Below are 24,022 nucleotides of genomic sequence, written 5' to 3'. Positions count from 1 at the left end.
GGATCAGCCGTCTTTCTGGTCGTAGGCAGTGCCCCAACCCCATGCGCCCGAGCCAAACCCGCGTGCAACAACGCGCTCACGGTAGATGGCCGAGACCACGTCGCCGTCACCGGCGAGCAGGGCCTTGGTGGAACACATCTCGGCGCAGATAGGCAGTTTGCCCTCGGCGATCCGGTTGCGACCATATTTGGCGAACTCTGCGGTCGAGTGCGTTTCCTCGGGGCCACCGGCACAGAAGGTACACTTGTCCATCTTGCCGCGCGATCCGAAGTTGCCCGCCTGCGGGTATTGCGGCGCGCCGAAGGGGCACGCGTAGAAGCAATAGCCGCAGCCAATGCACAGGTCCTTGGAGTGCAGGACGACGCCTTCTTCGTTTTGATAGAAGCAGTCGACCGGGCACACCGCCATGCAGGGCGCATCCGAACAATGCATACAGGCCACCGAGATCGAGCGTTCGCCCGGGTTGCCGTCATTGATCGTCACCACCCTGCGGCGGTTGATGCCCCATGGCACCTCGTGCTCGTTCTTGCACGCGGTGACACAGGCGTTGCACTCGATGCAGCGTTCAGCGTCGCAGAGAAACTTTGCTCTAGCCATTAATCGTCCTCCTTACGCTGCCCAGATTTTGCAGAGAGTACACTTGGACTCCTGCATCTGGGTCACTGAATCATAGCCATAGGTCTGGGCTGTGTTGGTACTTTCACCCAGCACATAGGGGTCAGCGCCGGCGGGATATTTGTGCCGCTGGTCTTCGCCCTGGAAGTGGCCGCCAAAGTGGAAAGGCATGAAGGCGACACCGGCACCAACCCTGTTGGTCAGCATCGCCATCACCTTGACCTTGCCGCCCTCGGGACCTTCGACCCAGACCTGCGATCCGTCCCGAATACCAAGGTTATTGGCATCGCGCGGATTGATCTCGACGAACATGTCCTGCTGAAGCTCGGCCAGCCACGGGTTCGACCGCGTCTCATCCCCGCCGCCTTCATATTCGACCAGACGACCTGACGTTAGGATTATCGGGTAATCCTTTGAAAAATCGTTTTTTTGGATCGAAGCATAAAGGGTGGGCAGGCGATATGCATGCCGGTCCTCGTAGGTCGGATAGTCCGCCACCAGATCGCGACGCGGCGTGTAAAGCGGTTCGCGGTGCAGTGGGATCGGATCCGGGAAGGTCCAGACAACCGCGCGGGCTTTGGCGTTCCCGAAGGGCGCACAGCCATGGGCGATTGCAACCCGCTGGATACCGCCGCTAAGGTCAGTCTTCCAGTTGGTTTTCTCGCCAGCAACAGCGTCGATGGCCGCGCGTTCCTCAGCCGTCAGGTCACCGTCCCAGCCAAGGTCCATCAGCATCTGCATCGTGAATTCCGGATAACCATCCTGAATTTCCGATCCAACGCTATAGACCCCTTCGGCCAGCAGGTTGTCACCATCCCGTTCCACGCCAAAGCGCGCGCGGAAGGTCAGGCCGCCTTCGGCCACCGGTTTGGACATGTCATAGAGGTTCGGTGTCCCCGTATGACCCATCTCAGCCGTTCCCCAGCAGGGCCAGGGCAGACCATAATACTCGCCGTCGTTTGGTCCACCGATGGCTTGTAGCGTGGTTCTGTCGAACGTGTGCTGGTTGGCCATATGGCTTTTCAGACGTTCCGGCGATTGACCGGTATAGCCAATTGTCCAAAGGCCGCTGTTGAACTCACGCGTGATGCTTTCAACATTCGGGGTTTCGGGATCTTCCATCTCGATATTGCGGAAGAACCGATCCGCCCAGCCAAACTTATTGGCGAACTTGGCCATGATGACCTCGTCCGGCAGGCTTTCGAACAGCGGATCAACGACCTTGTCGCGCCACTGCAACGAGCGGTTCGACGCCGTGACCGAGCCACGGGTTTCAAACTGCGTACAGGCGGGCAAGAGATAGACGCCATCGGTGCGGTCATGCAGAACGGCAGAAACGGTGGGATACGGGTCAATCACGACCAGCATGTCCAGCTTCTCCATCGCTGTCTTCATTTCCGTCATCCGGGTCTGCGAGTTGGGCGCGTGGCCCCACAGAACCATGGCTCGGACGTTGTTGTCCTGATCCATGTTGGCCGGGTCTTCTAGAACACCGTCGATCCAGCGAGAAACCGGGATTCCGCGCTCGTTCTGCAGCGGTTTGTCCTTGCCTTCCTTGTCCTTGATCGTGGCGAATTGGCCTGCGAGCCATTCGGGCTCTTCACCCCAAACGCGCGCCCAGTGACCCCATGCGCCTTTCGACAGGCCATAGTAGCCGGGCAGAGTGTGGGACAGAACACCAAGGTCCGTCGCGCCTTGCACGTTGTCATGGCCGCGGAAGATATTGGTTCCGCCACCCGAGGTGCCCATGTTGCCCAGTGCAAGCTGAAGCACGCAGTAAGCGCGGGTGTTGTTATTCCCGTTGGTGTGTTGCGTCCCACCCATACACCAGACAACAGTGCCGGGGCGGTTGTTCACCATCGTCCGGGCCACGCGGCGCAGCTGTGAACCGGGCGTGCCGGTGACGCGCTCAACCTCATCCGGGTTCCACTTGGCAACCTCTTCACGGATCTGGTCCATACCCCAGACACGGGTGCGGATGAACTCTTTGTCTTCCCAGCCGTTGTCGAAGATGTGCCACAGGATACCCCAGATCAGCGCGACGTCGGTGCCGGGGCGGAAGCGGACATATTCGTCCGCATGGGCCGCGGTGCGCGTAAAGCGCGGGTCGCAGACGATCAGCGGCGCATTGTTCTGCTCTTTCGCACGCAGGATATGCAGCAGTGAGACGGGGTGCGCCTCGGCCGGGTTGCCACCGATGATGAAGATGGCTCGGCTGTTGTGCATGTCATTGTACGAATTGGTCATGGCGCCGTAACCCCATGTGTTCGCAACGCCCGCAACAGTGGTCGAGTGGCAGATACGGGCCTGATGATCCACGTTGTTCGTGCCCCAATAGGCGGCGAACTTGCGGAACAGATAGGCCTGTTCGTTGTTATGCTTGGCCGATCCTAGCCAATAGACGCTGTCTGGACCGGACTCTTCGCGGATACTCATCATGCCGTCGCCGATCTCGTCGATCGCCTGTTCCCAGCTGATGCGCTTCCACTCGCCGCCTTCCTTTTTCATCGGATACTTCAGGCGGCGCTCGCCATGGGCGTGCTCGCGGACCGAGGCCCCCTTGGCGCAGTGTGCTCCCAAATTGAACGGGCTGTCCCAGCCGGGTTCCTGCCCGACCCAGACACCGTTCTGAACTTCGGCAACGACTGTACAGCCGACCGAGCAGTGAGTGCATACGGATTTGATATTCTCAACGGCGGTGTTTGCCGCCGTCTGGGCACTGGCTGGCGTCACGGTTCCACCCGTGGCGCTGATCGCGGCAAGGCCGCCGATCGTCAGGCCCGAGCCACGCAAAAATGCGCGGCGATCGACGGTTTTCTCGCCGACCTGGGACAGGATACTTGTCCGCTGGGGGCGTCTCGCAACCCCGTTGGTCTTTTTCCTAAGCATTTCTTTCCTCCCTTGCGCGCCGTGTAAGCCACGGCTGGCTTGGTACTTCGCAAAACCGACGTCAGGGCCAATCGCAACCGTCTGTCGGGTGTGACCTCGTCCGGGTTAGAACCGGGCGCTGTCGAGGTAAGCGCGCGTGTGCGCGGTGTCCTGAATCCGGGTTTCGTCCGTCGGCAGCTCGGCTGCTTCGGCTTGTCCGGTCAGGCTGGCGGCGGCGACAGCAGCGGGTGCTGCGGTTCCGGCTAGTTTGAGGAAGTCGCGGCGGGTTGCGCCTTCTTCCTTGGTCTTGCTCATGGGCTTCTCCTTTCCCATTTGCAGTTTAGCGCCCCGAAGGACGCTGGCGAATGACAGCGGTTCACGCTGCCGTCATTCGGAAGGCTTCACGCTCAATCTCCATGAACACTCGACCGGCCGTACCGACCGAGGCATAGAGGACCGAGTTCTCGGCACCTTCCAAATCCGAATAGAAATGCGCGGCCCAGGGGCCGATATGTTTGTTCCAGAACGCCTTTTGATCGTCGAGCGAAGCAGGCGCGCCAAACCGACCGACGATCATGCCCGCCATCATCTCCATCAGCGAGGCGATGTTGTCTTCGGGTTCATAGACATTCTGTGCCCGCGTGATCCCACGCGCTGCCATGTCATTGCGCAACTGGGCCAGCGGTTTTTCGTTCAGGAACCCGGTCAAATAGAAAGAGGCATAGGGCAACAGTTCTCCCCGACCTAAGCCAATGAACAACGCGTTGAATTCGCGCTCTGCCGCGGCAGGTTTGGTGACCTTGGCCACCCGTGCCATCGCCTGAATGGCCTGACCCAGATCCGAGTCATCACCGCCCAGCCCGGCCATCTGATCCAGCAGCAACTGATCAGGGGGACCGGCCAGTAGCAAACCGAGAAAATTGTAGAAATCCGCGCGCAGACGATCCTCAGCCGAGATATCCAGGGTTTGCGCGTTGTCTGCGGTCATAGAGTTATCCTTCGAATTCAAATTTCATGCGGCGTGGAGCAGGGGCGAGTTCGATCTCCTCCGGCTCTTCCAATTCCGCCATCTGCGGGGCTTCCGGTTCAGGTTCGACGGTGTTGATCAGTTCTTCACCTAACTCGATCATCTCGGGCGCGTCAGCCTCTGGTTCTGCTTCGGAAACCTCTGCCTCTGCCTCGGCAGCGAGCGCTTCGATGTGCGCCAGCATGCCCTTGCCAACCTGATAGGCCGTCTGGAGGTTCTCGATTACGCAGGCGGCGTCTGTATAATCTTCTCCATAGTCGACCAACCCGTCGACATTGGCCAACACCGGGTTTAGCCGCCATAGGCGACGCAAGGCGCGGCGGCGCAGACGATCTGGGACGGCCTTGGCCATGAAGCCCGAGACATCATCACCTGCTTGCAACGTGTCGGGATCGGGAAGATCAAACTCGGCCAAAATCTCGGCGTCGCTCTTTTCTTCCAGTTCAGCTTGTTGTGCTGCGATGATCTGTTCTTCTGCCACCAGAGCGTCGGCTTTGGCTTCGGCTTGAACGGCGGCCTTGCGGCGGGACCAGAAATCGCGGGTCTCGGTCATTGCAGCACCCTGCGTGGTGCGCGGTAGACATCCGAATCCTGGCGAATGCGTGCGTCACCTTTCCCGTCTTCGACAAGATCAACGCGTTTCTTGTCGCGGCGGCGTTTTACAAACACCTCATCATGGTGATGCTGCAGGGTGAAATCCCGTAGCCATGCGATCAGGCCTTCGGTCATGGGAATCTTTTCGACGATCTCTTCACCGGTATCGGCGTAGTCCTGACCTTCGTAGGGGGAAGCGGTGATCAACACGGCATTCAATGGGGTTTCGCCCTTCAACTCATCTCGTAACACGAGATACAGCGACGGCTGCCCATCAGACAGGTTGACCATGTAAGCCTCGGTCTCGTCGGCCCACAGTGTCAATGTCAGTGTTGCAGCATGATATTCGACGGCTTCACCTTCACGGCGTAGTTCCTGCCAATCGGCTGGTCTGGCGCCAGGTAGTAAGGCGACCGCGCGCCAGTTCCATCGGGCCCAACGTGTGACCCCGGGTGTTTTGCGCACAACGACGCCAACCGGCATTTCAATCTGGCTTGCGGCCTTGGCCACTGGCTCCTCCCCTGAAGGCTCTCCCCTGCCTTCGCCTGCATGTACTATGGTACATAAAGTGACGCCCTGCCAAGTCCAGTTAGGTCTCAATCTGTCGTATTCACTATTACTTTATCCGCAAATGTAGACTGCGGCGCTGATGAATGGTGAAAAATAGTGCATATTTTTGGAATTTCGCAGGGCCTTCGCATTGTCACGGCGCGGATTAGGTCTAAGGTGCAGACGGTCAGCAAGCAGAGCCGGGAGGGGATATGGCCAGCAAGCTAGTGTTGTGCGATTGCGAAGGGACGCAAACGCTGAATGCAGATGGCATTTCTTCGGCCTGTGAGGTGAATTGCAGCAGGGTGCATACTGCGCTCTGTACGCGCGAGCTTGCAGTGGCGGCCGAATATCTCAAAAGCGGCGAACAAGTGGTGATTGCCTGCGGGCAGGAAAGTACGGTTTTCAGCGAACTTGCCGAGGAACTGGGTGTCGAAGAGCCTGGTTTTGTTGATCTGCGCGACCGGGCCGGATGGTCCGAGCAGGGCGCAGACGCGGCACCCAAAATGGCTGCACTGGCCGCTGAGGCGATGGTACCGCAACCGGTCACATCCAGCGTTGATGTCATCAGCGAAGGCACCTGCTGCGTTATTGGCCCCGGTGAGGTTGCCTATCCATTGGCCGAACAACTGGCTGGCGTATTGGCGATGACGGTTCTTGTGACGGATGATGCCGAACCCCTTAGCCGCTCGTTTGATGTCGCCAAGGCACGGGTGCGCAACCTGACGGGCGCGTTGGGTGGGTTCACCTGGCACCTGGATCAGGTGCAGCAACTGGAGCCTGGCGGGCGGGGAGGTTTCAGCTGGAGCGCCCCCCGTGACGGGGCGAAGTCGCGCTGCGATATTGTCGTCGATCTAACCGGTGAAACGCCTTTGGTTACGGCCCCCGACAAGCGCGAGGGCTATTTGCGCGCCGATCCCCGTGATGCAGCGGCAGTGGCTCGTCTTGCTTTCGATGCGGTGCAACTGGTCGGGACATTTGAGAAACCGCTCTATGTCAGACTGGATGAGACCCTTTGTGCCCATTCGCGAGCCGAGCAAACGGGGTGTTCGAACTGTTTGGATATCTGCCCGACCGGAGCAATCACTCCGGCAGGTGATCATGTGGCGATTAATCCGATGATTTGCGCCGGGTGCGGTGAATGTTCGGCCCTGTGCCCGTCGACTGCCATAACCTATGAAGACCCACCGGTTTCAGCCGTGTTATCGCGGATGCACATTCTGGCGCGAACATTCCGGCGCGCGGGCGGCACTGCGCCACGCTTGCTGGTACATGATGCGCATGGGGCGGAGATGATCCGCATGGCCGCTCGGTTCGGACGGGGGCTGCCCGCGGATGTCATTCCGTTGGAGCTGAACGTAGTCTCAGGTTTTGGTCACGCTGAAACGCTGGCCGGTCTGGCGCATGGTTTCGCCCGTGTCGATATTCTGATGGGCCCCAAAACCGAACGCGATGCGCTGGATCGGGAACTTGTGCTGGCGCAGACCATCGCGGGGCAGGGCGTGCTGAGCCTGATCGATGAGGCCGACCCGGATGCGCTGGCTGATCTGCTTTACAGACAAGAGGTACCGCAGCCTTTAACGGAACCGGTTCTGCCGCTGGGCAATCGCCGTCAAATTGCGCGCCTGGCGGCGCAGGCTCTGAACCCGGACGCTGAGGCTCCCTTGGCCTTGCCCGAAGGCGCGCCCTATGGCGCGCTTGCGGTGAACACCGATACCTGCACATTGTGCCTGAGCTGCGTTTCTCTGTGTCCCTCGGGTGCGCTGATCGATAACCCGGACAAGCCGCAGCTGAACTTCCAGCAAGACGCCTGTCTGCAATGCGGGATCTGCCGCACGATCTGCCCCGAACAGGCGATCACGCTGGTGCCTCAGCTTGATCTGAGCGACAAAGCTCTGTCGCAGCAGGTGCTGAATGAGGAAGAACCATTCGAATGCGTCGAATGCGGCGCTGCCTTTGGTGTCAAATCGACGGTTGAGCGGATCATGGAGAAGCTGTCAGGGACGCATCCGATGTTCGCGACTTCGGATCAGGCACGGATGATTCAGATGTGCGACGATTGCCGGGTGAATGCGCAGTTTCACAGCACCGACAATCCGTTCCAGTCGGCCGCCAGACCACGGGTTGTCACCACGGATGACTATTTCTCAAAGCGCAAGGATCACTGAAATTGCAGCGGAGCGCCCAGATCGGCGGCGCGGAGGGCGGCGACGAAAGCAAGAATTGCCTCAAGATCGTCAAGGCTCATCTCGACCGGGTGGATGGGCGAAGGGCGTTCGGGCGGGAAGGGCTCGGTGACACCTTCAATCTGCGTGAAGGCGGGGTGTGGGTTCAGAGCAAAGAAAGCCTGAAACCGCTCGGACCAGTCCGGCATCGCGCGCAGCACCGCAAAGGAAGGGGTGGAGCCCAGACCGTTCATGCGGTTCTGCGGGCCGATCACATGACACCGCCCGCAATGGGTCATCGACAGATCTTCGCCCAGCAGCGCGTTGCCGTCGATTTCGACCTCTTCGGTGACCGTGGCAGTTTCGAAACTTGCGTTGAAGGGCGTGCCATAAGTGGGGGCAAAACCTTCGACCGTGCGTTTACCGATGTCGGATTGCAGCCAGTCGCGGAACCTTACCTGTTTAGCGCTGTCATCGATGCGCAGGTGATAGATTACCCCGTCACGCGCAAAGACCGGATCACCGGGCGGGGACGAGGCCAGTGACATGACGCCACTTTCATCCGCAACAACGCGTATCCCGGTCTTGAGAGAGAAGCGTGGAAGAATATGTTGCAGAAGACCCGAGTCTGACACCTCGTCCGGGGCGGCAAGGCCAAGCGCCTCTTGCGACCAAGAGGGGGTGGCGGTGAGCGTCAGGCTGAGGCACAACAGGACAAAGCGCATGGCCAAACCTAACGGCGACAAACCCGATGCGTCAAATAAACAGAAAGAGACGGAGACACATGCAATGAGCGGCGACTATAACCTGTCGATACGCAATGCCTTTCGCACAGGGCAGATCAAAGGAAAGATGGCATGAGCATCCGTGACGCGGTTCTGGCGAACCTGAAAAAGATCACCGACCCGGTTTCAGGGCAGGATATTGTCAGCGCAGGCATCGTGCGGGCGCTGTATGTCGAAGGCGATACCGTGCGGTTCGTGCTGGAGATTGACCCGAAACAAGCCGAGAAGATGGAGCCTGTCCGCGCCACGGCCGAACAGGCGGCGCAGATGGTTGAGGGGGTATCCAAGGTCTCGGCCATGCTGACCGCGCATTCAGACAAGGCTCCGCCGGATTTGAAGCCGAAGCCCAAGCCATCACAGACCGGCCCACAGGCCGTACCGGGCGTGGATCGCATTATTGCGGTGGCCTCGGGCAAAGGGGGCGTCGGCAAGTCGACCGTCTCAGCGAACCTCGCCTGTGCTTTGGCGGCTGAAGGACGGCGTGTGGGTCTGCTGGATGCGGATGTCTACGGCCCGTCCCAGCCTCGGATGCTGGGTGTTTCGGGTCGCCCGGCCAGCCCCGATGGCAAGACGATCCTGCCGCTGCGCAATCACGGTGTGACCATGATGTCGATGGGGCTCATGACCAACGAAGGGCAGGCGGTTGTCTGGCGGGGTCCGATGCTGATGGGTGCTCTGCAACAGATGATGAGCCAGGTGCAGTGGGGTGCGCTGGATGTTCTGATCGTCGATCTACCGCCCGGTACCGGCGACGTGCAACTGACGCTCAGCCAGAAATTTCAGGTGGATGGGGCGATTGTCGTCTCAACCCCGCAGGACGTTGCCCTGATCGACGCCCGCAAGGGGATCGACATGTTCAACCAGCTCAAAACGCCGATTGTTGGAATGATCGAGAATATGTCGACGCATATTTGTTCCAATTGCGGGCACGAAGAGCATGTCTTCGGTCATGGCGGCGTGGCTTCCGAGGCCGAGGCGCTGGGCGTGCCGCTGCTGGGGGAAATCCCGCTGCATCTGGATATCCGCGTCGCGGCGGATGGTGGTGCGCCCATCGTAGTCAGCAAACCCGATAGCCCACAGGCTGAGTCGTTCCGCAAGATCGCACGAGATATGATCGCCAAGGGGAACGCATGACTCAGCCGGTCTTTCCACCTCTGCTCAGCGGGCATCCTGCCAAGGCCGGTGAGGACCCGTTCGAACAGGCGCAGGCCATGGCGGCGCTGGGCTGTGACGGGGGGACGGTGGTTTATAACATTCAGGCGGATCGCCTGCGGGTTGCCATCGTCTTTGCGCCCGAAGTCCCATTGCAGGACGCGATGGCAATGCTGCCGCTGTGCGCTGTCGGGTTCCAGAACGCGCTCGGCGCACTCGCCCCGCCCGAGGTTGCGGTGCATCTGGGCTGGGACGGGCTGATCTGTGTGAACGGCGCGAGATGCGGTCAGTTTCATGTCGAATCCTCAAGCCGGGTTCCGGATGAGGTGCCCGATTGGTTGGTGATCGGCTGGGAACTGGCGCTGCTGCAAACCAGCGATGCGCCGGGCGAGACCCCGGATGTCACAGCGCTATATGACGAAGGGTGCGCCGATGTCGCGGCGGATCAACTGGTTGAAAGCTGGTCGCGCCATATGCTCACATGGCTCAACCGTTGGCAGGACGAGGGCAATGCCCCTTTGCATGGCGAATGGTTGGGATTGTTGCGCGGCGTTGGTGAGCCGATTGGGGATCAGGGTGTGTTTCTGGGAACTGATGAACGCTTTGGGATGCTCATCCGCAAGGGCGATGACACGCATTTGCGCCCGCTGACGGAATTGTTGGAGACTGCAAAATGAAATTGGCCCGTGCGATTCATTTCGATGAGAGCGACATGAACGTGTTCCATTCTCCTGCGCGTACAGGTGAATGGTGCGTCTCGGGCGGGTTTGAGTTCTCAAACTGGGGTGAGGGCGATCTGGAAGGCAAGGCGCGGCAAGCGTTCGCGAATGGCTGGCTCGGTCTTGAAACCTTTGGCCGCGTTACCTTTGTCGCCGTTACGCAGATCGAACCGGCCGAAATAGACCAGGTGGCGCAAAACCTGGCTGAGCATTTTGTTCAGTTCTACGGAGCGCCCTCGGTTGAGGCGGCGATGGATGTGGCGCGGACCGAAATCTCACATATGGCTGAGATGTGCGAAGATCATGCCCCGAATACCTTATTGACCGTTGCCCGAGAATTGACGGGGGCAGGGGTGCACGAGGCGTTTCGCGTGATCACGCCGCAAGAGACGCAGCTTGAAGCCCTGGCAGTTCATGGATCGCTGGACGATTAGATCAAGTCTGCGAATCCACCAAACTGACCGCGCTTGAAGATCAGCCCCTGACCGGGGCGATGCATCACCTGCTCGACATGGCCAACCAGGATCAGGTGATCTCCTGCTTCATGACGTGCGGACAAGCGGCAGTCGAATCGAGCCAGACATTCCGCAAGACGGGGCCGTCCGGCCTCATCTTCCTGCCAATCGGCATGGGAAAAATCGAATCCGTTGCGTGCGAATTGCAATGCCCGGTCGTGCTGGTCCTGCGCCATCACATGGATCGCATAGTGCTCGCAGGTGCTGAAGGCGTCGTACCGGTTTGAATGCCGATCTAGGCACCATAAAACCAGCGGCGGGTCCAGTGAGACGGACGCAAAGGAGTTCACGGTGATCGCAGCAGGGCCTTCTGCGGTATTGGTGGTGACGACAGTGACGCCGGTGCCGAAACAGCCCAAAGCCTCGCGAAAGGCAAGGCTCTGCTCGGGGCCGGGAATGAATGTCTTTTCCGTCATCGCGCGCTCGTTCAATGGGCCTGTCTCAGGTGCCATGTGGCGCTGGGATTGTCCACGAAAAGCTGACGTGAATTCGGGATTTTCCGATCAGTTCAGGTCCTCAAGCAACCGACCATGTTTGCGGGTTTCTGCAATGACGTCGCCAAAGGTCACCATGCCGCGCGCCGTCAGCATTGGCAGCATCCGAACGAGCACCTCAGCGGTCGCGACAGCATCGCCCAAAGCCGTGTGACGCAGGGCTTCGGGGATGGTTATGCCCAGCCGCTCACAGACCGCATCCAACGTATGTGTTTCGCTCGCCCCGAACAGCACTGCCGACAACAGGACGGTGTCGAGTATGGGATGTGTCCATTCGACCCCCATGCGGTCAGCGTGACGGCGTAAAAAGGCCATGTCGAATGGTGCGTTATGGGCAACAATCACAGCGTCCCGAGCGAATTGGTGAAAGCTGCGACCAGCCTCGGCAATATCGGGTGCGCCCTGTACCATCCTGTCACTGACTTTGTGTACCTTGGTCGAGGCGGGCGGTATCGGGATGCCGGGATCGACCAGAGTATCCAGCCGCTCACCGTCGACGATCTTGCCTTTCACGACGCGCACCGCGCCGATCTGTACGATCTCGTCCTTATGCGGCAGAAGGCCGGTGGTTTCGGTATCGAAAACCACGAAACACAGGTCCAGAAGATGCCTTTCTTCGAACGCGTCATCACCGGATGTATCGAGCAGTTCAAAATCATAGACCAGCGGGCGCGCCTCGTCGGGAGCGATCTGTGCGGCGCTGTCATCAAAAACGAGCATGTAACCCGGGGCATCGCCCAAGGGTTTCATCCGGGCAGAATAGGTTTGCCGCCCATCAACGCTGGTTAGGGTGCAATGAACGTCTTTTCCGGTTTTGATCAGCTTGGCATAGGAATCTGTCAGACCCGTTGCTTCGAGATAGTCGAAAAGCGAGGCATTCAGCCGGGGATGCGCAATCTGAGCCAAAACCTCAGCGGCCTGGGCATCATACAGAACGATCTGGTGCTTGGGCCCGGCCAGAAGCATGGCAACCGGGATTTCTGTCAGCAGCGCCGTGAGGCGTTGTTTCTCCGAAGCCAGATGGGCGGTTTCCGCGGCCACAGCCTCAGCCGTGCTCATGGCATTGGCGGCCAGTTGCTCGGCCAGCCCGGCGGCGGCGGGGGCAAGATCACCCAGATAGCGTGCGGCCTGCAGGTCCAGATCCGTGCTGACCCCGGCATGGGCCCGCGCCCGCAGCTGGGCCGAAAGCCGTTCGATTGGTTTTGCAACATTGTCATCGAACAAAAGCCAGACACCGACGATCAGCGCGAGCAGCCCAAAGGCGATCAGAATCTCGGCGAAGACGTAGGCACCAATGAGATCAGGATCGTCGACCCGCTCATAGCTGATCCACAACGCCAGTGCGCTTATGATCAATCCACCTGCGGCAATCAGGAGGAAAAATAGAAAAATCCTCAGGCGCAGGCTCAGGTGATTTAGCATGGTCAGACCCCGCAGGTTGCCTCGATCACGGGATCATTGGCATCGATCTTGATCCAACTGGCGTTCAGGAGGCGTCCGTCATCGGCGAACTCGGCACCATCGGCCAGATTGGCACGGCTGTTTTCTGCGCAGTTGACGGCAACGGGCATCTTTGAAACCGGTGCCCAGCGGCCAAAGAAATAAAGATCCACCAGACGCTCATCCGGAACGCTCGTATTGGTGCGCACGGAGGCGGCATCAATTGCTGCGAAGCGATCGACAAAGGGTACGGCATAGGTCCAGGGGCGATAGAAGGCGCGGCTTTCAACCTCTTGCACCACTGTCAGGCTCTCGGGCAGTTGGTCGCGGGTGCGGTCGTACCAGGAATATTCGCTGGTGATCGTCATCGCGATCATCCCGACACCCGCCGCGACCGGTGCGGCCCATTTGGGCAAGCGGCCTCCGGTCAGCTTGTTCACCACCATCACGACACCCGCAAACGCGAAGCCTGCAAAAATCGTGCCGATCAGTTCCAGAAACATAATGTCTCTCCGTTCATTTCTGCTGTCTTAGCCCAGCATTCCTTTGCCATGACCAACAGCTGATTGCATCGTTTTTACCACGACAAAGGCATCGCGGAGATGACTTCGCTCAAAGTCGGACAAATCAGCCGGGGGAAGGTAGTTGTCGGGCGCATCACCGGCCTTTACCAGACGCGCCTGATGTTCCAGCCGGGTCTCGGCGATCAGGTCATAGGCGTCCAGAAGATCGCGCGCACCCGAGGCGCTGAGAACTCCGCTGGCCTCAGCCGCACTGAGACGCGCGCGTGTGTTTGCTTCGGTCAACTGTCCCTGCAGGCTGTAGATGCGCGCCAGATCCACAATCGGCACCACGCCGTTATGCTTGAGGTCCAACGTATTGCGATGTTCGCCCGAGCGGATGGTGGCAAAGCCGCGCAGCAGGCCCAGAGGAGGCGTGTGCTTCAGCGAGTTCGAGATCATATGCGCGACAAAGATCGAGTTCGCATTCGCCGCGGCCAGCGTATCGGCCTGCAGGTCGGTAAACAGATCAAAGGACCCGCCGATGGGTCGCAGATCGAACATAACCGAGGCAAGCATTTGCGCCTCGGGGTTGGGTTTTGCAATCCAGCCTTTGAAATAGTCGCGCCAGACGCGCACGGGCTGACACCAGCGCGGGTTGGTCGCCATCATATCACCGGGGCAATAGAAATAGCCGCAGGTATCCAGCCCGTCTGAGATGAATTTGGCCAGCGCAGCGAAGTAGGCCATGTCGTCATCCGTCACGCTATCATCCAGCATCAGGCAGTTGTCCTGATCCGAGACACCGGTCTGTTCTTGCCGTCCTTGCGAACCACAGGCGAGCCACAGGTAAGGCACTGGCGGCGCTCCAAGCTCGGTTTCGGCCAAGGCCAACAAGCGCCGCGTTGCGGTGTCGGCAATGTCAGTTATCAACCGCGTCACGATCTCGTGCCGGTTGCCGCCCGCGACGAGTTGGACCAGCAGTTGCGGTATCTCGGCGGTGACCGAAGCCATCTCGTGCGCGGTGTTGGCTCGGGCAATTCGGCCCACCAGCTCGGCGGAGTTGACCGCCTGATAGTGGGTGAGATCCGTTTGAGTGACGATACCAACCAGCCGCCCGGCCTCGGATATCGGAATGTGGCCAATGCCGCGCTCCATCATCACATGCAGCACATCTGAGCCGATATCTGTGGGGGCCAGTGTGATTGGGTTGGCGGTCATGATGGCCGAAACGGTTGTGTCAGCTGGCATCGCTTCGGCGACGAATTTGCCCGAAATATCTCGCAGTGTGGCGATACCCAGCAATTTGTCACCCTCGGTCACGCAGAGCGATGAGATATGGCGGTCACGCATGATTTGCGCGGCGTTCTGAACCGAGGTGTCGGGCGGGCAGGTGGCAGGATTGTGTGCCATCAGAACGTCGATTGCACTGGTGGCCAGACTGTCCGGTCCGGTTCGCTCGCCTCGGGTCCTGTTGAAGAACTTCGAGATGACGTCGTGCCCGTCAATCAGCTTGCGCACCAGATCAGGGGGCAACAGGATCAGGACCGACGGCGTATGCGCACGAGCTTTGGTCGCGGCCTTGCCGTCCTTCAGCAGCCCGCGTTCGCCGAAGGAATTCCTGAGCCCGAGATGAGAAACAACGGCACCGTTCTCATCAGTAATTTCGACCTGTCCTTCGTAGATAACGAACACCCCGGGCATTGCATGGCCGAGTTCGTAGATCGAGCTGTCTTGATCTAGCTCCCAAACCTCGATCTGGTCTACCAGATTGTCCAGAACCTCGGGCGGCAGGGCGTCATAGGGGTGTACGGACTTCAGAAACCGGGTGATTTCGTCATGGGACAGGGGCATTTACGCTCTCCGGAGTTCTGAATGAAAAATCCCGCCCGGTGGTGTGCCGGGCGGGAACAGTAAGTCGAAAGATGCGGTCGAAGACAAGAGCCGCCGACCGCATCACACTCAGTGATCCTGAGCCGCGCCCGCACCACGGGGAATGCGTACGCTTTCGACCAATTCAACGATCTCCGGCGGAGTCTCTTTGGTCATGCCTGCAACAGTGTAGGCAACCGCAAAGTTGATCATCGCGCCGATTGCACCGAACGAGGTCGACTTGATCGGACCCAGCAGCGGATCAGCATCGGTGAACGAGTTGGTGCCCGGAATGAACAGCCAGCCCTTGTGCAGGAAGATGTAGACCAGGGTCACGACCAGACCTGCCAGCATACCTGCAACCGCGCCGGTGTTGTTGATGCGGGTCGAGAAGATCCCCATCATCAGCGCCGGGAAGATCGAGGCTGCCGCCAGACCGAAGGCCAAGGCCACGGTTTGTGCCGCAAAGCCCGGTGGGTTCAGACCCAGATAGGTTGCAACAACGATGGCTACCGCCATTGCGATACGCGCCGCCAGTAGTTCTCCCTTTTCAGAGATGGACGGGTTGATCGCACCTTTGACAAGGTCGTGGGACACGGCCGACGAGATCGCCAGCAACAGGCCCGCAGCGGTCGACAGAGCAGCCGCAAGACCACCGGCAGCGACCAGACCGATCACCCAACCCGGCAGGTTGGCAATCTCGGGGTTGGCCAGAACCAGGATGTCGCGGTTGAACTTGGTCAGCTCGTTACCGACCCAGCCTTTTTCTTCCGCAATCGCTTGCATAGCTTCAGACTTGTCGTTGTAGTACTGAATCTTGCCGTCGCCGTTCTTGTCTTCCCAATCCAGCAGACCGGTTTTCTGCCACGTGGCCATCCAGTCATAACGCGGATCGGTGTCGATTTCTTCGACCGAAACAGCGCCACCTTCGATGCCACCATTGGGCCACATCATGTCACTGATGTTCAGACGCGCCATTGCACCAACCGCAGGAGCGGTCAGATACAGCAGAGCGATGAAGACCAGCGCCCAGCCCGCCGACCAACGTGCGTCAGACACTTTGGGAACGGTGAAGAAACGCATGATGACGTGCGGCAGACCAGCCGTACCGATCATCAGCGACAGGGTGAACAGCACCATGTTCAGCGTGTTCGAGTGGTGAGTCGTGTACTCGTTGAAGCCCAGCTCGGTCACGATCGCGTCCAGCTTGGTCAGCAGGGGTTCACCGCTGGCGGTGTCACCAAACAGACCCAGCGCCGGAATAGGAGTACCGGTCAGCTGCAGCGAGATGAAGATCGCCGGGATGGTATAGGCGGTGATCAGCACGCAGTACTGAGCGACCTGAGTGTAGGTCACGCCTTTCATTCCGCCAAACACCGCGTAGGCAAACACGACGCCCGCACCGATCAGCAGACCGGACGTGTTCGAAACCTCGAGGAAACGGCCAAAGGCCACGCCCACACCGGTCATCTGACCGATCACATAGGTTACCGAAGCCACGATCAGGCAGATCACCGCAACGATACGTGCGGTCTGGCTGTAGAAACGGTCGCCGATGAATTCCGAGACGGTGTATTTGCCGAACTTACGCAGGTAAGGCGCAAGCAGCAGAGCCAGCAGCACGTAGCCACCGGTCCAACCCATCAGGAAGGTCGAGTTGTCATAGCCCGTAAAGGCAATCAGGCCCGCCATCGAGATGAACGAGGCCGCAGACATCCAGTCAGCCGCTGTCGCCATACCGTTGGTGACCGGGTGAATGCCGCGACCGGCGGCGTAGAATTCCGATGTGGAACCCGCACGGGCCCAGATCGCGATGCCGATGTAGAGCGCGAAGGATGCGCCAACAAACAGCAGGTTGATGGTAAACTGGTCCATGGCCGTTACTCCTCGTCCACGCCGTATTCAGCGTCCAGCTTGTTCATGCGCCAGGCGTAGTTGAAGATCAGCACCAGAAAGACCAGGATCGATCCTTGCTGAGCGAACCAAAAGCCCAGATCTGTACCACCGACGGCGATGCCGGACAGTAGCGGACGCAGCAGAATGCCGAATCCGAAAGACACCAGCGCCCAGATCGCAAGGCTGATGTAGATGAGGCGCAGGTTGGCCTGCCAATAGCCCTTATCGGACTCTGCAGCCTGCGCGGAGTTAGTCGAATTATCCGCCATCGCGGGTTCCTCCTTCGCTTCCTCGTTGGCGGCCCGTTGCCCAACTCCTCCAGTGCGTTGGGCCGCTTCTCGAATGTGCCAAACGCTCCGTGACGTCAGGCAAAACCTCTCCGGTCCGCCAAGGCGGGTCCATTGAAGTATTCTGTTGTAAGGATCAAAGCCCTGCGGGCTTATCTCCTCCCCTTAACTCATGACGTCGCCAACAAGACCCTGAAGGTCACGGGCGATGTCGTCGATCTGCCCCATGGCGTCGATGCCTTTCAGCACGCCCTGATTCTGGTAGTAGTCAATCAAAGGCGCGGTCTGCGCGTGATAGGCCGCCAGACGCGATGCTACCGTCTCGGCATTGTCATCCGCGCGGCGCTTGAACTCAGTATGGCCGCACTTGTCGCACTTGCCGTCTTCGACAGGCTGTTTGTACGTGTCGTGATAACCTTCTCCACATCCAGCGCAGGTGTAACGGCCTGAAATCCGTGTCACCATCTCGGCATCTGCAACCTCGAGGCTGATGGCGGCGTTGATCTTCTGATCGCCAGAAGCCAGCAAACCGTCCAAAGCTTCGGCCTGAACCGTGGTACGGGGGAATCCGTCCAGAATGACACCCTTGGTGCAGTCCGGCTCAGCCATGCGGTCGCGCAGGATGGCGATGACGATCCCGTCACTCACCAGATCGCCGGCCTCCATCACGGCTTTGGCGGCAAGACCAGCCTCAGTACCGGCGGCAACCGCTTCACGCAGCAGGTCGCCAGTGCTGAGTTGAACCAGCCCGAACTTGTCTTCGAGCATACGAGCCTGCGTGCCCTTCCCGGCGCCCGGAGGGCCGAGAAGGATCAGTACAGCGGGAGTTGTGGTCGTGGCAGCGTCCATCATACCCTCACTTGTTCGCGCGGTTCTGGATCAGATCGTCAACGACCGATGGATCCGCAAGTGTCGAGGTGTCACCCAGCGAGCCGAAGTCGTTTTCGGCGATCTTGCGCAGGATACGGCGCATGATCTTGCCCGAGCGTGTTTTGGGTAGGCCAGGGGCCCACTGGATCACGTCCGGCGAGGCAATTGGACCGATCTCGGTCCGCACCCAGGTGCGCAGCTCTTTCAGCAGATCATCCGAAGGCTCACGATCATTCATCAAAGTGACATAGCAGTAGATACCTTGTCCTTTGATTTCATGTGGATAGCCCACAACAGCGGCCTCAGCCACAGCGGCATGTGCAACCAGGGCGCTTTCCACCTCGGCGGTGCCCATGCGGTGACCCGAGACGTTGATCACGTCGTCAACACGACCGGTAATCCAGTAGTCACCATCTTCGTCACGACGGCAGCCATCACCGGTGAAGTAGTACCCTTTGTAGTCCGAGAAATAGGTCTTCTCGAACCGCTCATGGTCACCCCACACGGTGCGCATCTGGCCGGGCCAGCTGTCCTTGATGCACAGAACACCTTCGACGCCGTTGCCGTTGATCTCGACACCCGATTGCGGGTCCAGAACCACTGGCTGAACGCCGAAGAACGGTTTCTGGGCCGAGCCGGGCTTCAGCGCATGTGCGCCGGGCAGGGGGGTCATCATGTGACCGCCGGTTTCGGTCTGCCACCACGTGTCAACGATGGGGCACTTACCCTTGCCGACGACGTCATTGTACCAGTTCCAAGCTTCGGGATTGATCGGTTCACCCACGGTGCCCAGCAGACGCAAGTCGCTCAGATCGTGCTTTTCGACAAACTCGTTGCCTTGCCCCATCAGAGCGCGGATTGCGGTAGGAGCGGTGTAGAACTGGTTCACTTTGTGCTTGGCGCAAACTTCCCAGAAACGCCCCGCGTCCGGAAAAGTCGGTACGCCTTCGAACATCAGCGTGGTCGCGCCATTGGCCAGAGGACCATAGACGATATAGCTATGGCCGGTGACCCAGCCTACGTCGGCTGTACACCAGTAGACATCGCCTTCGTGGTAATCGAAAGTGACTTCATGCGTCAGTGAGGCATAGACCAGATAACCGCCGGTCGAATGCACAACACCCTTCGGTTGGCCAGTCGAGCCCGAGGTATACAGGATGAACAGCGGATCTTCGGCGTTCATCTCGGCAGGGGCGCAGTAGTCATCAGCCTCCAGCGCCATTTCGTTGTAGTCATAGTCGCGGCCGTCGATCCAGGTGGTCTGACCACCGGTGCGCTTGACCACCAGACACTTCACTGTGTCTTTGCAGTGCAGCAGAGCGGCGTCAGCGTTCGACTTCAGAGGCGTCTTGCGGCCACCGCGTGGCGCTTCGTCCGCGGTGATGATGACCTTTGCGTCACAACCATTGACCCGTGCGGCCAAAGCGTCGGGCGAGAAGCCTGCGAATACGATCGAGTGAATGGCGCCGATGCGCGCGCAGGCCAGCATGGCATAAGCGGCCTCGGGGATCATCGGAAGATAGATGACAACGCGGTCACCTTTGCGCACGCCCAGCGATTCCAGAATGTTGGCCATGCGGCAGGTGCGGCGATGCAGTTCGGCATAGGTGATGTGCTGGGCCGCGTCCTGCGGATCATCCGGCTCCCAGATGATCGCGGTCTGATCTCCGCGTGTGGATAGATGGCGGTCCAGACAGTTCGCCGAGACGTTCAGCGTCCCGTCAGCATACCAGTTGATCTTGACCGAGCCAAAATCATAGTTGACGTCTTTGACCTGAGAGAAGGGTTTGATCCAGTCAACACGCTTGCCTTGTTGCTCCCAGAAGGCCTCTGGGGAGTTGATTGAAGCCGCATACATGTCTGCGTATTTGTCGGCGTCCACATGCGCACGAGCGACGGTTTCTGCGGATGGCGGATAAGTCTTGGCATCTGCCTGAGCAGCGGTAGTCATGGTTGAGGCTCCTCCCTCTAGAACTGGATTACATTGGATTGATACTGCCGCCGATCAGGCAATGTCGATCCGGTTCCTCCCCGACTCGAATAATACGGAGAGCAGAAAAGAAATAAATAAATTACCGTAATCCTTGGATTTGTTTGTAAACAAATTTTTGAGATCCCTCCCAGTATGTAAATAAATTTCACAATATGTGTAAAAAACCATGCAAAACAAATAGTAGCGTGTAACTTTTACTTATGCTGCTTCTGCATGGTTTGCGCTACTTTGTCTTTCCCATAGGGAAGATCAGTGCCGATGTGTGCCCGATAGCAGGGGTTGGCACATCAGGGACTTAGCGCTAGCTTCATTTTCAAGCGCCTCGTCAGGGGGTGCGCCAATGGGAGGAAAAACGATGAACAAGATGTTGAGCGGTGCGGCTGTCGCCGCGCTGAGCTTTGCGTTTGTTGCCGAAGCCGCAGCGACTGAATGGAATGCCTCGGTTTGGGGAAAGCGTCGCGCTTTCACTGAGCATGTCGAGAAACTGGCTGAACTGGTCAGCGAGAAAACGGGCGGCGAATTCACTATCAATGTCAGCTATGGTGGCCTGTCGAAGCCGCGTGAGAATCTGGATGGAATCGAGATTGGCGCGTTCGAGATGGCGCAGTTCTGTGCCGGCTATCACCGCGACAAGAACCGTGCGATCACGGTTTTGGAACTGCCGTTTCTGGGTGTGAACAATCTGGACGAAGAAGTGGCGGTCAGCCACGCAGTTTATGATCATCCCGCCGTCAAAGACGAAATGGCGCAGTGGAACGCGCGGATCATCATGACCTCGCCCATGCCGCAGTATAACCTTGTTGGTACCGGCGATGCGCGCGATAAACTGGCCGATTTCGATGGCATGCGCGTGCGTGCAACAGGCGGTTTGGGTCAAGCCTTTGAGGCCGTCGGCGGCGTGCCTACCTCTGTCCCTGCGACCGAAGCTTATAATGCAATGGAATCCGGTGTGGTCGATACCGTGGCCTTCGCTCAGCACGCGCATCTATCCTTCGGTACGATCAACGAGGCTGACTGGTGGACTGCTAACCTGAACCCGGGCACGGTGAACTGTCCGGTTGTGGTCAATATCGACGCCTATGACGCATTGCCCCCCGAGCATCAGGAAGCGCTGGACAATTCCATCGACGAAGCCATTGCGCATTACCTGGCCAATTATGGTGGGCTGCTGGAGCAGTGGGATAGCGTATTGGAAGAGAAGGGCGTTCAGAAAGTGATGATCGAGGACGCCGTGATCGAAGAATTCCGCGCCAAGGCCGCGGACCCTATCCGCGAGAAGTGGATCGCGGACATGACGGAGCAAGGTCTTCCCGCGCAGGATCTATATGATCTTGTGCAGGCCACTTTGCAGCAGCAACGCGGCGGTAACTGATCGCCTAGGTCTGGCGTCGCTTGGCGCCCGGCCATTCCCGACAGCGAAGGAATGCAAAGATGGCAGGACATGCCACGGTGCTGCAGGATGGCAGTCTGATCAGCCGTCTGGACCAGAAACTATTGAGGTTAGAGCGTTTTCTGGCACTGATAAGTGGATTGGCAGTGTTCAGCCTTATGGTGCTGGCGGTGATCTCGGTCAGCGGCCGCAATGCCTTGAATGCGCCCTTGCCGGGTTATGTCGATTGGATCGAGCAGGCCATGCCCCTGATTGCCTTTCTGGGCATCTCATATGTTCAGCGCGATGGTGGGCATATCCGCATGGACATCGTGATTTCCCGGCTGAAGGGGCGTGCGCTTTGGCTGTTCGAGCTGACTTCGGTCCTGTTGATCCTGCTTTTGATGCTTGCGCTTGTCTGGGGCAGTTGGTCCCATTTCGACCGGTCGTTTGACTTCGGTGCTCCGCTTTGGAGCCGCGACAGCTCGATCGATATCGGTATTCCCCTCTGGCCAGCCAAATTGCTCGCTCCGGTCGCGTTCTCGGTGCTATGCCTGCGGTTGGTTTTGCAGATCTGGGGTTATGGCTGTGCGCTGGTCACTGGCGCTGAGCACCCTGTTGCTGTTCCGCTCATACAGGATGCAGCGGCTCAGGCGGCTGCCGAAGCCGAACAGTACGAAAGGCAGAACTGACCCATGGACACGATCGATATCGGCCTGTGGGTCACTGGGCTGCTGCTGGTTCTCGTAATCACAGGAATGCGCGTGGCCTTTGCTGCCGGACTGGCAGGATTGATTGGCCTGATCTGGATTTTCTGGGCCAAATTCGGCTACGACCCTGATCGGTTCGGCAAGGCAGTTACCGTTGCCGTCAAGACTGCTGGTCAGGTGCCCCATTCAAAGGTGGCCTCGCATACGCTCAGCCTGATCCCAACCTTTATCCTGATCGGCTATCTGGCTTATTATGCCGGTTTGACACGCGCGTTGTTCGAGGCCGCCAAGCGCTGGATCGCTTGGGTGCCCGGCGGGCTGGCCGTTTCAACCATCTTCGCAACGGCTGGCTTCGCGGCGGTTTCAGGCGCATCAGTTGCGACTTCGGCGGTGTTTGCCCGCATCGCAATCCCCGAGATGCTGTCGGTCGGCTATAACAAACGCTTTGCGGCGGGCGTTGTTGCAGCAGGCGGTACGCTCGCCTCGCTGATCCCACCCTCGGCGATCCTGGTTATCTACGCCATCATCGTTGAACAGGATGTAGGCAAACTGCTGCTTGCCGGATTTATACCGGGGGCGTTTTCGGCCATTATCTATGGCCTGCTGATCGTCGGCATCGCAGTTGTTTTCAAATCGGTCGGACCTCCGGTCACCGGCTTCAGCTGGAAAGAGCGTTTCAACGCTTTGCCCGGCGCCTTGCCCATCGTCGCGGTGATCCTGATCATCATATGCTTCGTCTACAACCCGTTTGGCGAGAAAGCCTGGGGCACCCCAACTGAGGGCGGGGCAATCGGCGCATTCATCGTCTTCTGCTTTGCGCTGTTCCACGGCATGCGCTGGCCCGAGTTCAAATCGGCGTTGTTGGAAACGGCTAAGCTGACGGCAATGATCTTTGCGATCATCTGGGGCGTTTTGATCTATGTCCGTTTTCTGGGCTTTGCCGACTTACCGGGTGCGTTCTCGGACTGGATCACCTCACTTGAGATGTCACCGATGCTGATCCTGATCTGCATCCTGCTGGCCTATGCGGTATTGGGTATGTTCATGGATGCGATCGGAATGCTGCTGCTGACGCTGCCCGTTGTCTACCCGGCGGTGATGGCTCTGAACGGGGGCGAGAGCATCAGTGCTGCCGACAGCGCTTTCGGCATGTCCGGCCCGATGTGCGCGATTTGGTTTGGCATCCTCGTGGTGAAAATGGCTGAGTTTTGTCTGATCACGCCCCCCATCGGACTGAACTGCTTTGTTGTTGCCGGAGTGCGCCCCGACCTGAGCGTTCAGGATGTCTTCAAAGGCGTGACACCGTTCTTCATTGCAGATGCGCTGACAATTGCATTGCTTGTGGCTTTCCCGGGTATCGTTCTCTACCTGCCATCTCTTGCGGGATAGAGGATTTTGCGAGGCTCTGCCTCGCGCTCCGAGATATTTATAGCCAGATGAAGAACGGATCCTTAACCAACACATCGAAAAATGGTCGGGTGGTACAGGCAGGGATGATGACTGCGCTAAGTGAAGTTCTCTGGCTTGATGGTCAGAGAGCGGATCCTTGCTTCATCTGGCTATAAATATCTCGGGGGAGGCGCCCAAAGGGCGGCGGGGGCA

At 58.9% G+C, this 24,022-nt stretch carries 23 protein-coding genes; 8 read left to right on the top strand and 15 right to left on the bottom strand.

All coding sequences use genetic code 11. The features are described 5' to 3' along the window. Positions 1-3: 3 nt before the first annotated feature. The 6 genes from fdh3B to ACR0AZ_RS06470 all read right to left on the bottom strand — a co-directional run bounded on the left by fdh3B (position 4) and on the right by ACR0AZ_RS06470 (position 5,614). A complete protein-coding gene (gene fdh3B, locus ACR0AZ_RS06495) occupies positions 4-597 on the bottom strand; it encodes a formate dehydrogenase FDH3 subunit beta (protein ID WP_037307340.1) in 594 nt (197 codons plus the stop codon). 12 nt (positions 598-609) lie between these two features. Then, positions 610-3,504: a formate dehydrogenase subunit alpha gene (locus ACR0AZ_RS06490; protein ID WP_480667048.1), complete on the bottom strand. Its 2,895-nt coding sequence runs from the start codon at positions 3,502-3,504 to the stop codon at positions 610-612. 105 nt (positions 3,505-3,609) lie between these two features. After that, entirely contained in the window at positions 3,610-3,798 is a 189-nt protein-coding gene (locus ACR0AZ_RS06485) for a ubiquinol-cytochrome c reductase iron-sulfur subunit N-terminal domain-containing protein (RefSeq protein WP_480667046.1), read from the bottom strand. Between the two features lie 61 nt (positions 3,799-3,859). Further along, complete coding sequence (locus tag ACR0AZ_RS06480) at positions 3,860-4,471, bottom strand: TorD/DmsD family molecular chaperone (protein ID WP_480470068.1); 612 nt, start codon at positions 4,469-4,471, stop codon at positions 3,860-3,862. Between the two features lie 4 nt (positions 4,472-4,475). Then, the gene (locus ACR0AZ_RS06475; RefSeq protein WP_480667045.1) at positions 4,476-5,063 is read right to left on the bottom strand and encodes a DUF3306 domain-containing protein; all 588 of its coding nucleotides are present in this window, start codon (positions 5,061-5,063) and stop codon (positions 4,476-4,478) included. After that, positions 5,060-5,614 (bottom strand): DUF3305 domain-containing protein, encoded by a 555-nt coding sequence (locus tag ACR0AZ_RS06470; protein ID WP_480470066.1) that lies wholly within the window; start codon positions 5,612-5,614, stop codon positions 5,060-5,062. The genes ACR0AZ_RS06475 and ACR0AZ_RS06470 overlap by 4 nt, the downstream gene beginning before the upstream one ends. 251 nt (positions 5,615-5,865) lie before the next feature. Between ACR0AZ_RS06470 and ACR0AZ_RS06465 the strand changes: the two genes are divergently transcribed. Then, positions 5,866-7,821, top strand: coding sequence for a 4Fe-4S binding protein (locus ACR0AZ_RS06465; RefSeq protein WP_480667044.1), 1,956 nt, complete (start codon positions 5,866-5,868; stop codon positions 7,819-7,821). On the opposite strand, the gene ACR0AZ_RS06460 is transcribed toward ACR0AZ_RS06465, so the two are convergent. Continuing rightward, positions 7,815-8,543, bottom strand: coding sequence for a hypothetical protein (locus ACR0AZ_RS06460; RefSeq protein ID WP_480667043.1), 729 nt, complete (start codon positions 8,541-8,543; stop codon positions 7,815-7,817). The two genes, ACR0AZ_RS06465 and ACR0AZ_RS06460, sit on opposite strands and share 7 nt — an antisense overlap. Between ACR0AZ_RS06460 and ACR0AZ_RS06455 the strand changes: the two genes are divergently transcribed. Genes ACR0AZ_RS06455 through ACR0AZ_RS06440 form a run of 4 tightly spaced genes read left to right on the top strand, consistent with a single transcriptional unit; the run spans position 8,542 to position 10,908 of the window. Then, positions 8,542-8,679 (top strand): hypothetical protein, encoded by a 138-nt coding sequence (locus ACR0AZ_RS06455; protein WP_480470063.1) that lies wholly within the window; start codon positions 8,542-8,544, stop codon positions 8,677-8,679. The genes ACR0AZ_RS06460 and ACR0AZ_RS06455 overlap by 2 nt on opposite strands. After that, positions 8,676-9,737: an Mrp/NBP35 family ATP-binding protein gene (locus ACR0AZ_RS06450; protein ID WP_480667042.1), complete on the top strand. Its 1,062-nt coding sequence runs from the start codon at positions 8,676-8,678 to the stop codon at positions 9,735-9,737. Before ACR0AZ_RS06455 ends, ACR0AZ_RS06450 begins: the two co-directional genes overlap by 4 nt. Then, complete coding sequence (locus tag ACR0AZ_RS06445) at positions 9,734-10,432, top strand: biotin/lipoate--protein ligase family protein (protein WP_480657952.1); 699 nt, start codon at positions 9,734-9,736, stop codon at positions 10,430-10,432. Before ACR0AZ_RS06450 ends, ACR0AZ_RS06445 begins: the two co-directional genes overlap by 4 nt. Continuing rightward, positions 10,429-10,908 (top strand): DUF6505 family protein, encoded by a 480-nt coding sequence (locus ACR0AZ_RS06440; RefSeq protein WP_480470060.1) that lies wholly within the window; start codon positions 10,429-10,431, stop codon positions 10,906-10,908. The genes ACR0AZ_RS06445 and ACR0AZ_RS06440 overlap by 4 nt, the downstream gene beginning before the upstream one ends. Here the strand turns inward: ACR0AZ_RS06440 and ACR0AZ_RS06435 are convergent. The 8 genes from ACR0AZ_RS06435 to acs form a co-directional block, all read right to left on the bottom strand. Continuing rightward, on the bottom strand, positions 10,905-11,405 hold the full coding sequence (locus tag ACR0AZ_RS06435; RefSeq protein WP_480470059.1) for a flavin reductase family protein: 501 nt from the start codon (positions 11,403-11,405) through the stop codon (positions 10,905-10,907). The genes ACR0AZ_RS06440 and ACR0AZ_RS06435 overlap by 4 nt on opposite strands. A gap of 87 nt (positions 11,406-11,492) precedes the next feature. After that, a complete protein-coding gene (locus tag ACR0AZ_RS06430; protein ID WP_480470058.1) occupies positions 11,493-12,905 on the bottom strand; it encodes a 3'-5' exonuclease in 1,413 nt (470 codons plus the stop codon). A gap of 2 nt (positions 12,906-12,907) precedes the next feature. Then, positions 12,908-13,426: a hypothetical protein gene (locus ACR0AZ_RS06425; RefSeq protein ID WP_480470057.1), complete on the bottom strand. Its 519-nt coding sequence runs from the start codon at positions 13,424-13,426 to the stop codon at positions 12,908-12,910. Between the two features lie 27 nt (positions 13,427-13,453). Beyond that, positions 13,454-15,277 carry a DUF294 nucleotidyltransferase-like domain-containing protein gene (locus ACR0AZ_RS06420; protein WP_480470056.1) on the bottom strand — a complete coding sequence of 608 codons (1,824 nt, stop codon included), beginning with the start codon at positions 15,275-15,277 and terminating at the stop codon, positions 13,454-13,456. A 108-nt stretch (positions 15,278-15,385) separates the two neighbouring features. After that, complete coding sequence (locus tag ACR0AZ_RS06415; RefSeq protein ID WP_480470055.1) at positions 15,386-17,170, bottom strand: sodium:solute symporter family protein; 1,785 nt, start codon at positions 17,168-17,170, stop codon at positions 15,386-15,388. Positions 17,171-17,175: 5 nt separating this feature from the next. Then, complete coding sequence (locus ACR0AZ_RS06410) at positions 17,176-17,460, bottom strand: DUF4212 domain-containing protein (RefSeq protein WP_480470054.1); 285 nt, start codon at positions 17,458-17,460, stop codon at positions 17,176-17,178. 183 nt (positions 17,461-17,643) lie between these two features. Beyond that, positions 17,644-18,327, bottom strand: coding sequence for an adenylate kinase (locus ACR0AZ_RS06405; protein ID WP_480470053.1), 684 nt, complete (start codon positions 18,325-18,327; stop codon positions 17,644-17,646). Positions 18,328-18,334: 7 nt separating this feature from the next. Further along, complete coding sequence (gene acs, locus ACR0AZ_RS06400) at positions 18,335-20,299, bottom strand: acetate--CoA ligase (RefSeq protein WP_480470052.1); 1,965 nt, start codon at positions 20,297-20,299, stop codon at positions 18,335-18,337. Between the two features lie 397 nt (positions 20,300-20,696). On the opposite strand from acs, the gene ACR0AZ_RS06395 reads away from it, so the two are divergent. The 3 genes from ACR0AZ_RS06395 to ACR0AZ_RS06385 are packed head-to-tail and all read left to right on the top strand — an operon-like array spanning position 20,697 to position 23,809. Beyond that, on the top strand, positions 20,697-21,713 hold the full coding sequence (locus ACR0AZ_RS06395; RefSeq protein WP_480667040.1) for a C4-dicarboxylate TRAP transporter substrate-binding protein: 1,017 nt from the start codon (positions 20,697-20,699) through the stop codon (positions 21,711-21,713). Between the two features lie 59 nt (positions 21,714-21,772). After that, positions 21,773-22,402, top strand: coding sequence for a TRAP transporter small permease subunit (locus tag ACR0AZ_RS06390; protein WP_480667039.1), 630 nt, complete (start codon positions 21,773-21,775; stop codon positions 22,400-22,402). Positions 22,403-22,405: 3 nt separating this feature from the next. Beyond that, complete coding sequence (locus ACR0AZ_RS06385) at positions 22,406-23,809, top strand: TRAP transporter large permease (RefSeq protein WP_480657939.1); 1,404 nt, start codon at positions 22,406-22,408, stop codon at positions 23,807-23,809. Positions 23,810-24,022 lie beyond the last annotated feature (213 nt).

This window comes from Ruegeria sp. BE3, from assembly GCF_056538865.1.
Note: the sequence above shows the minus strand (reverse complement) of the source record. Positions and strands in the feature narration are given on the sequence as shown.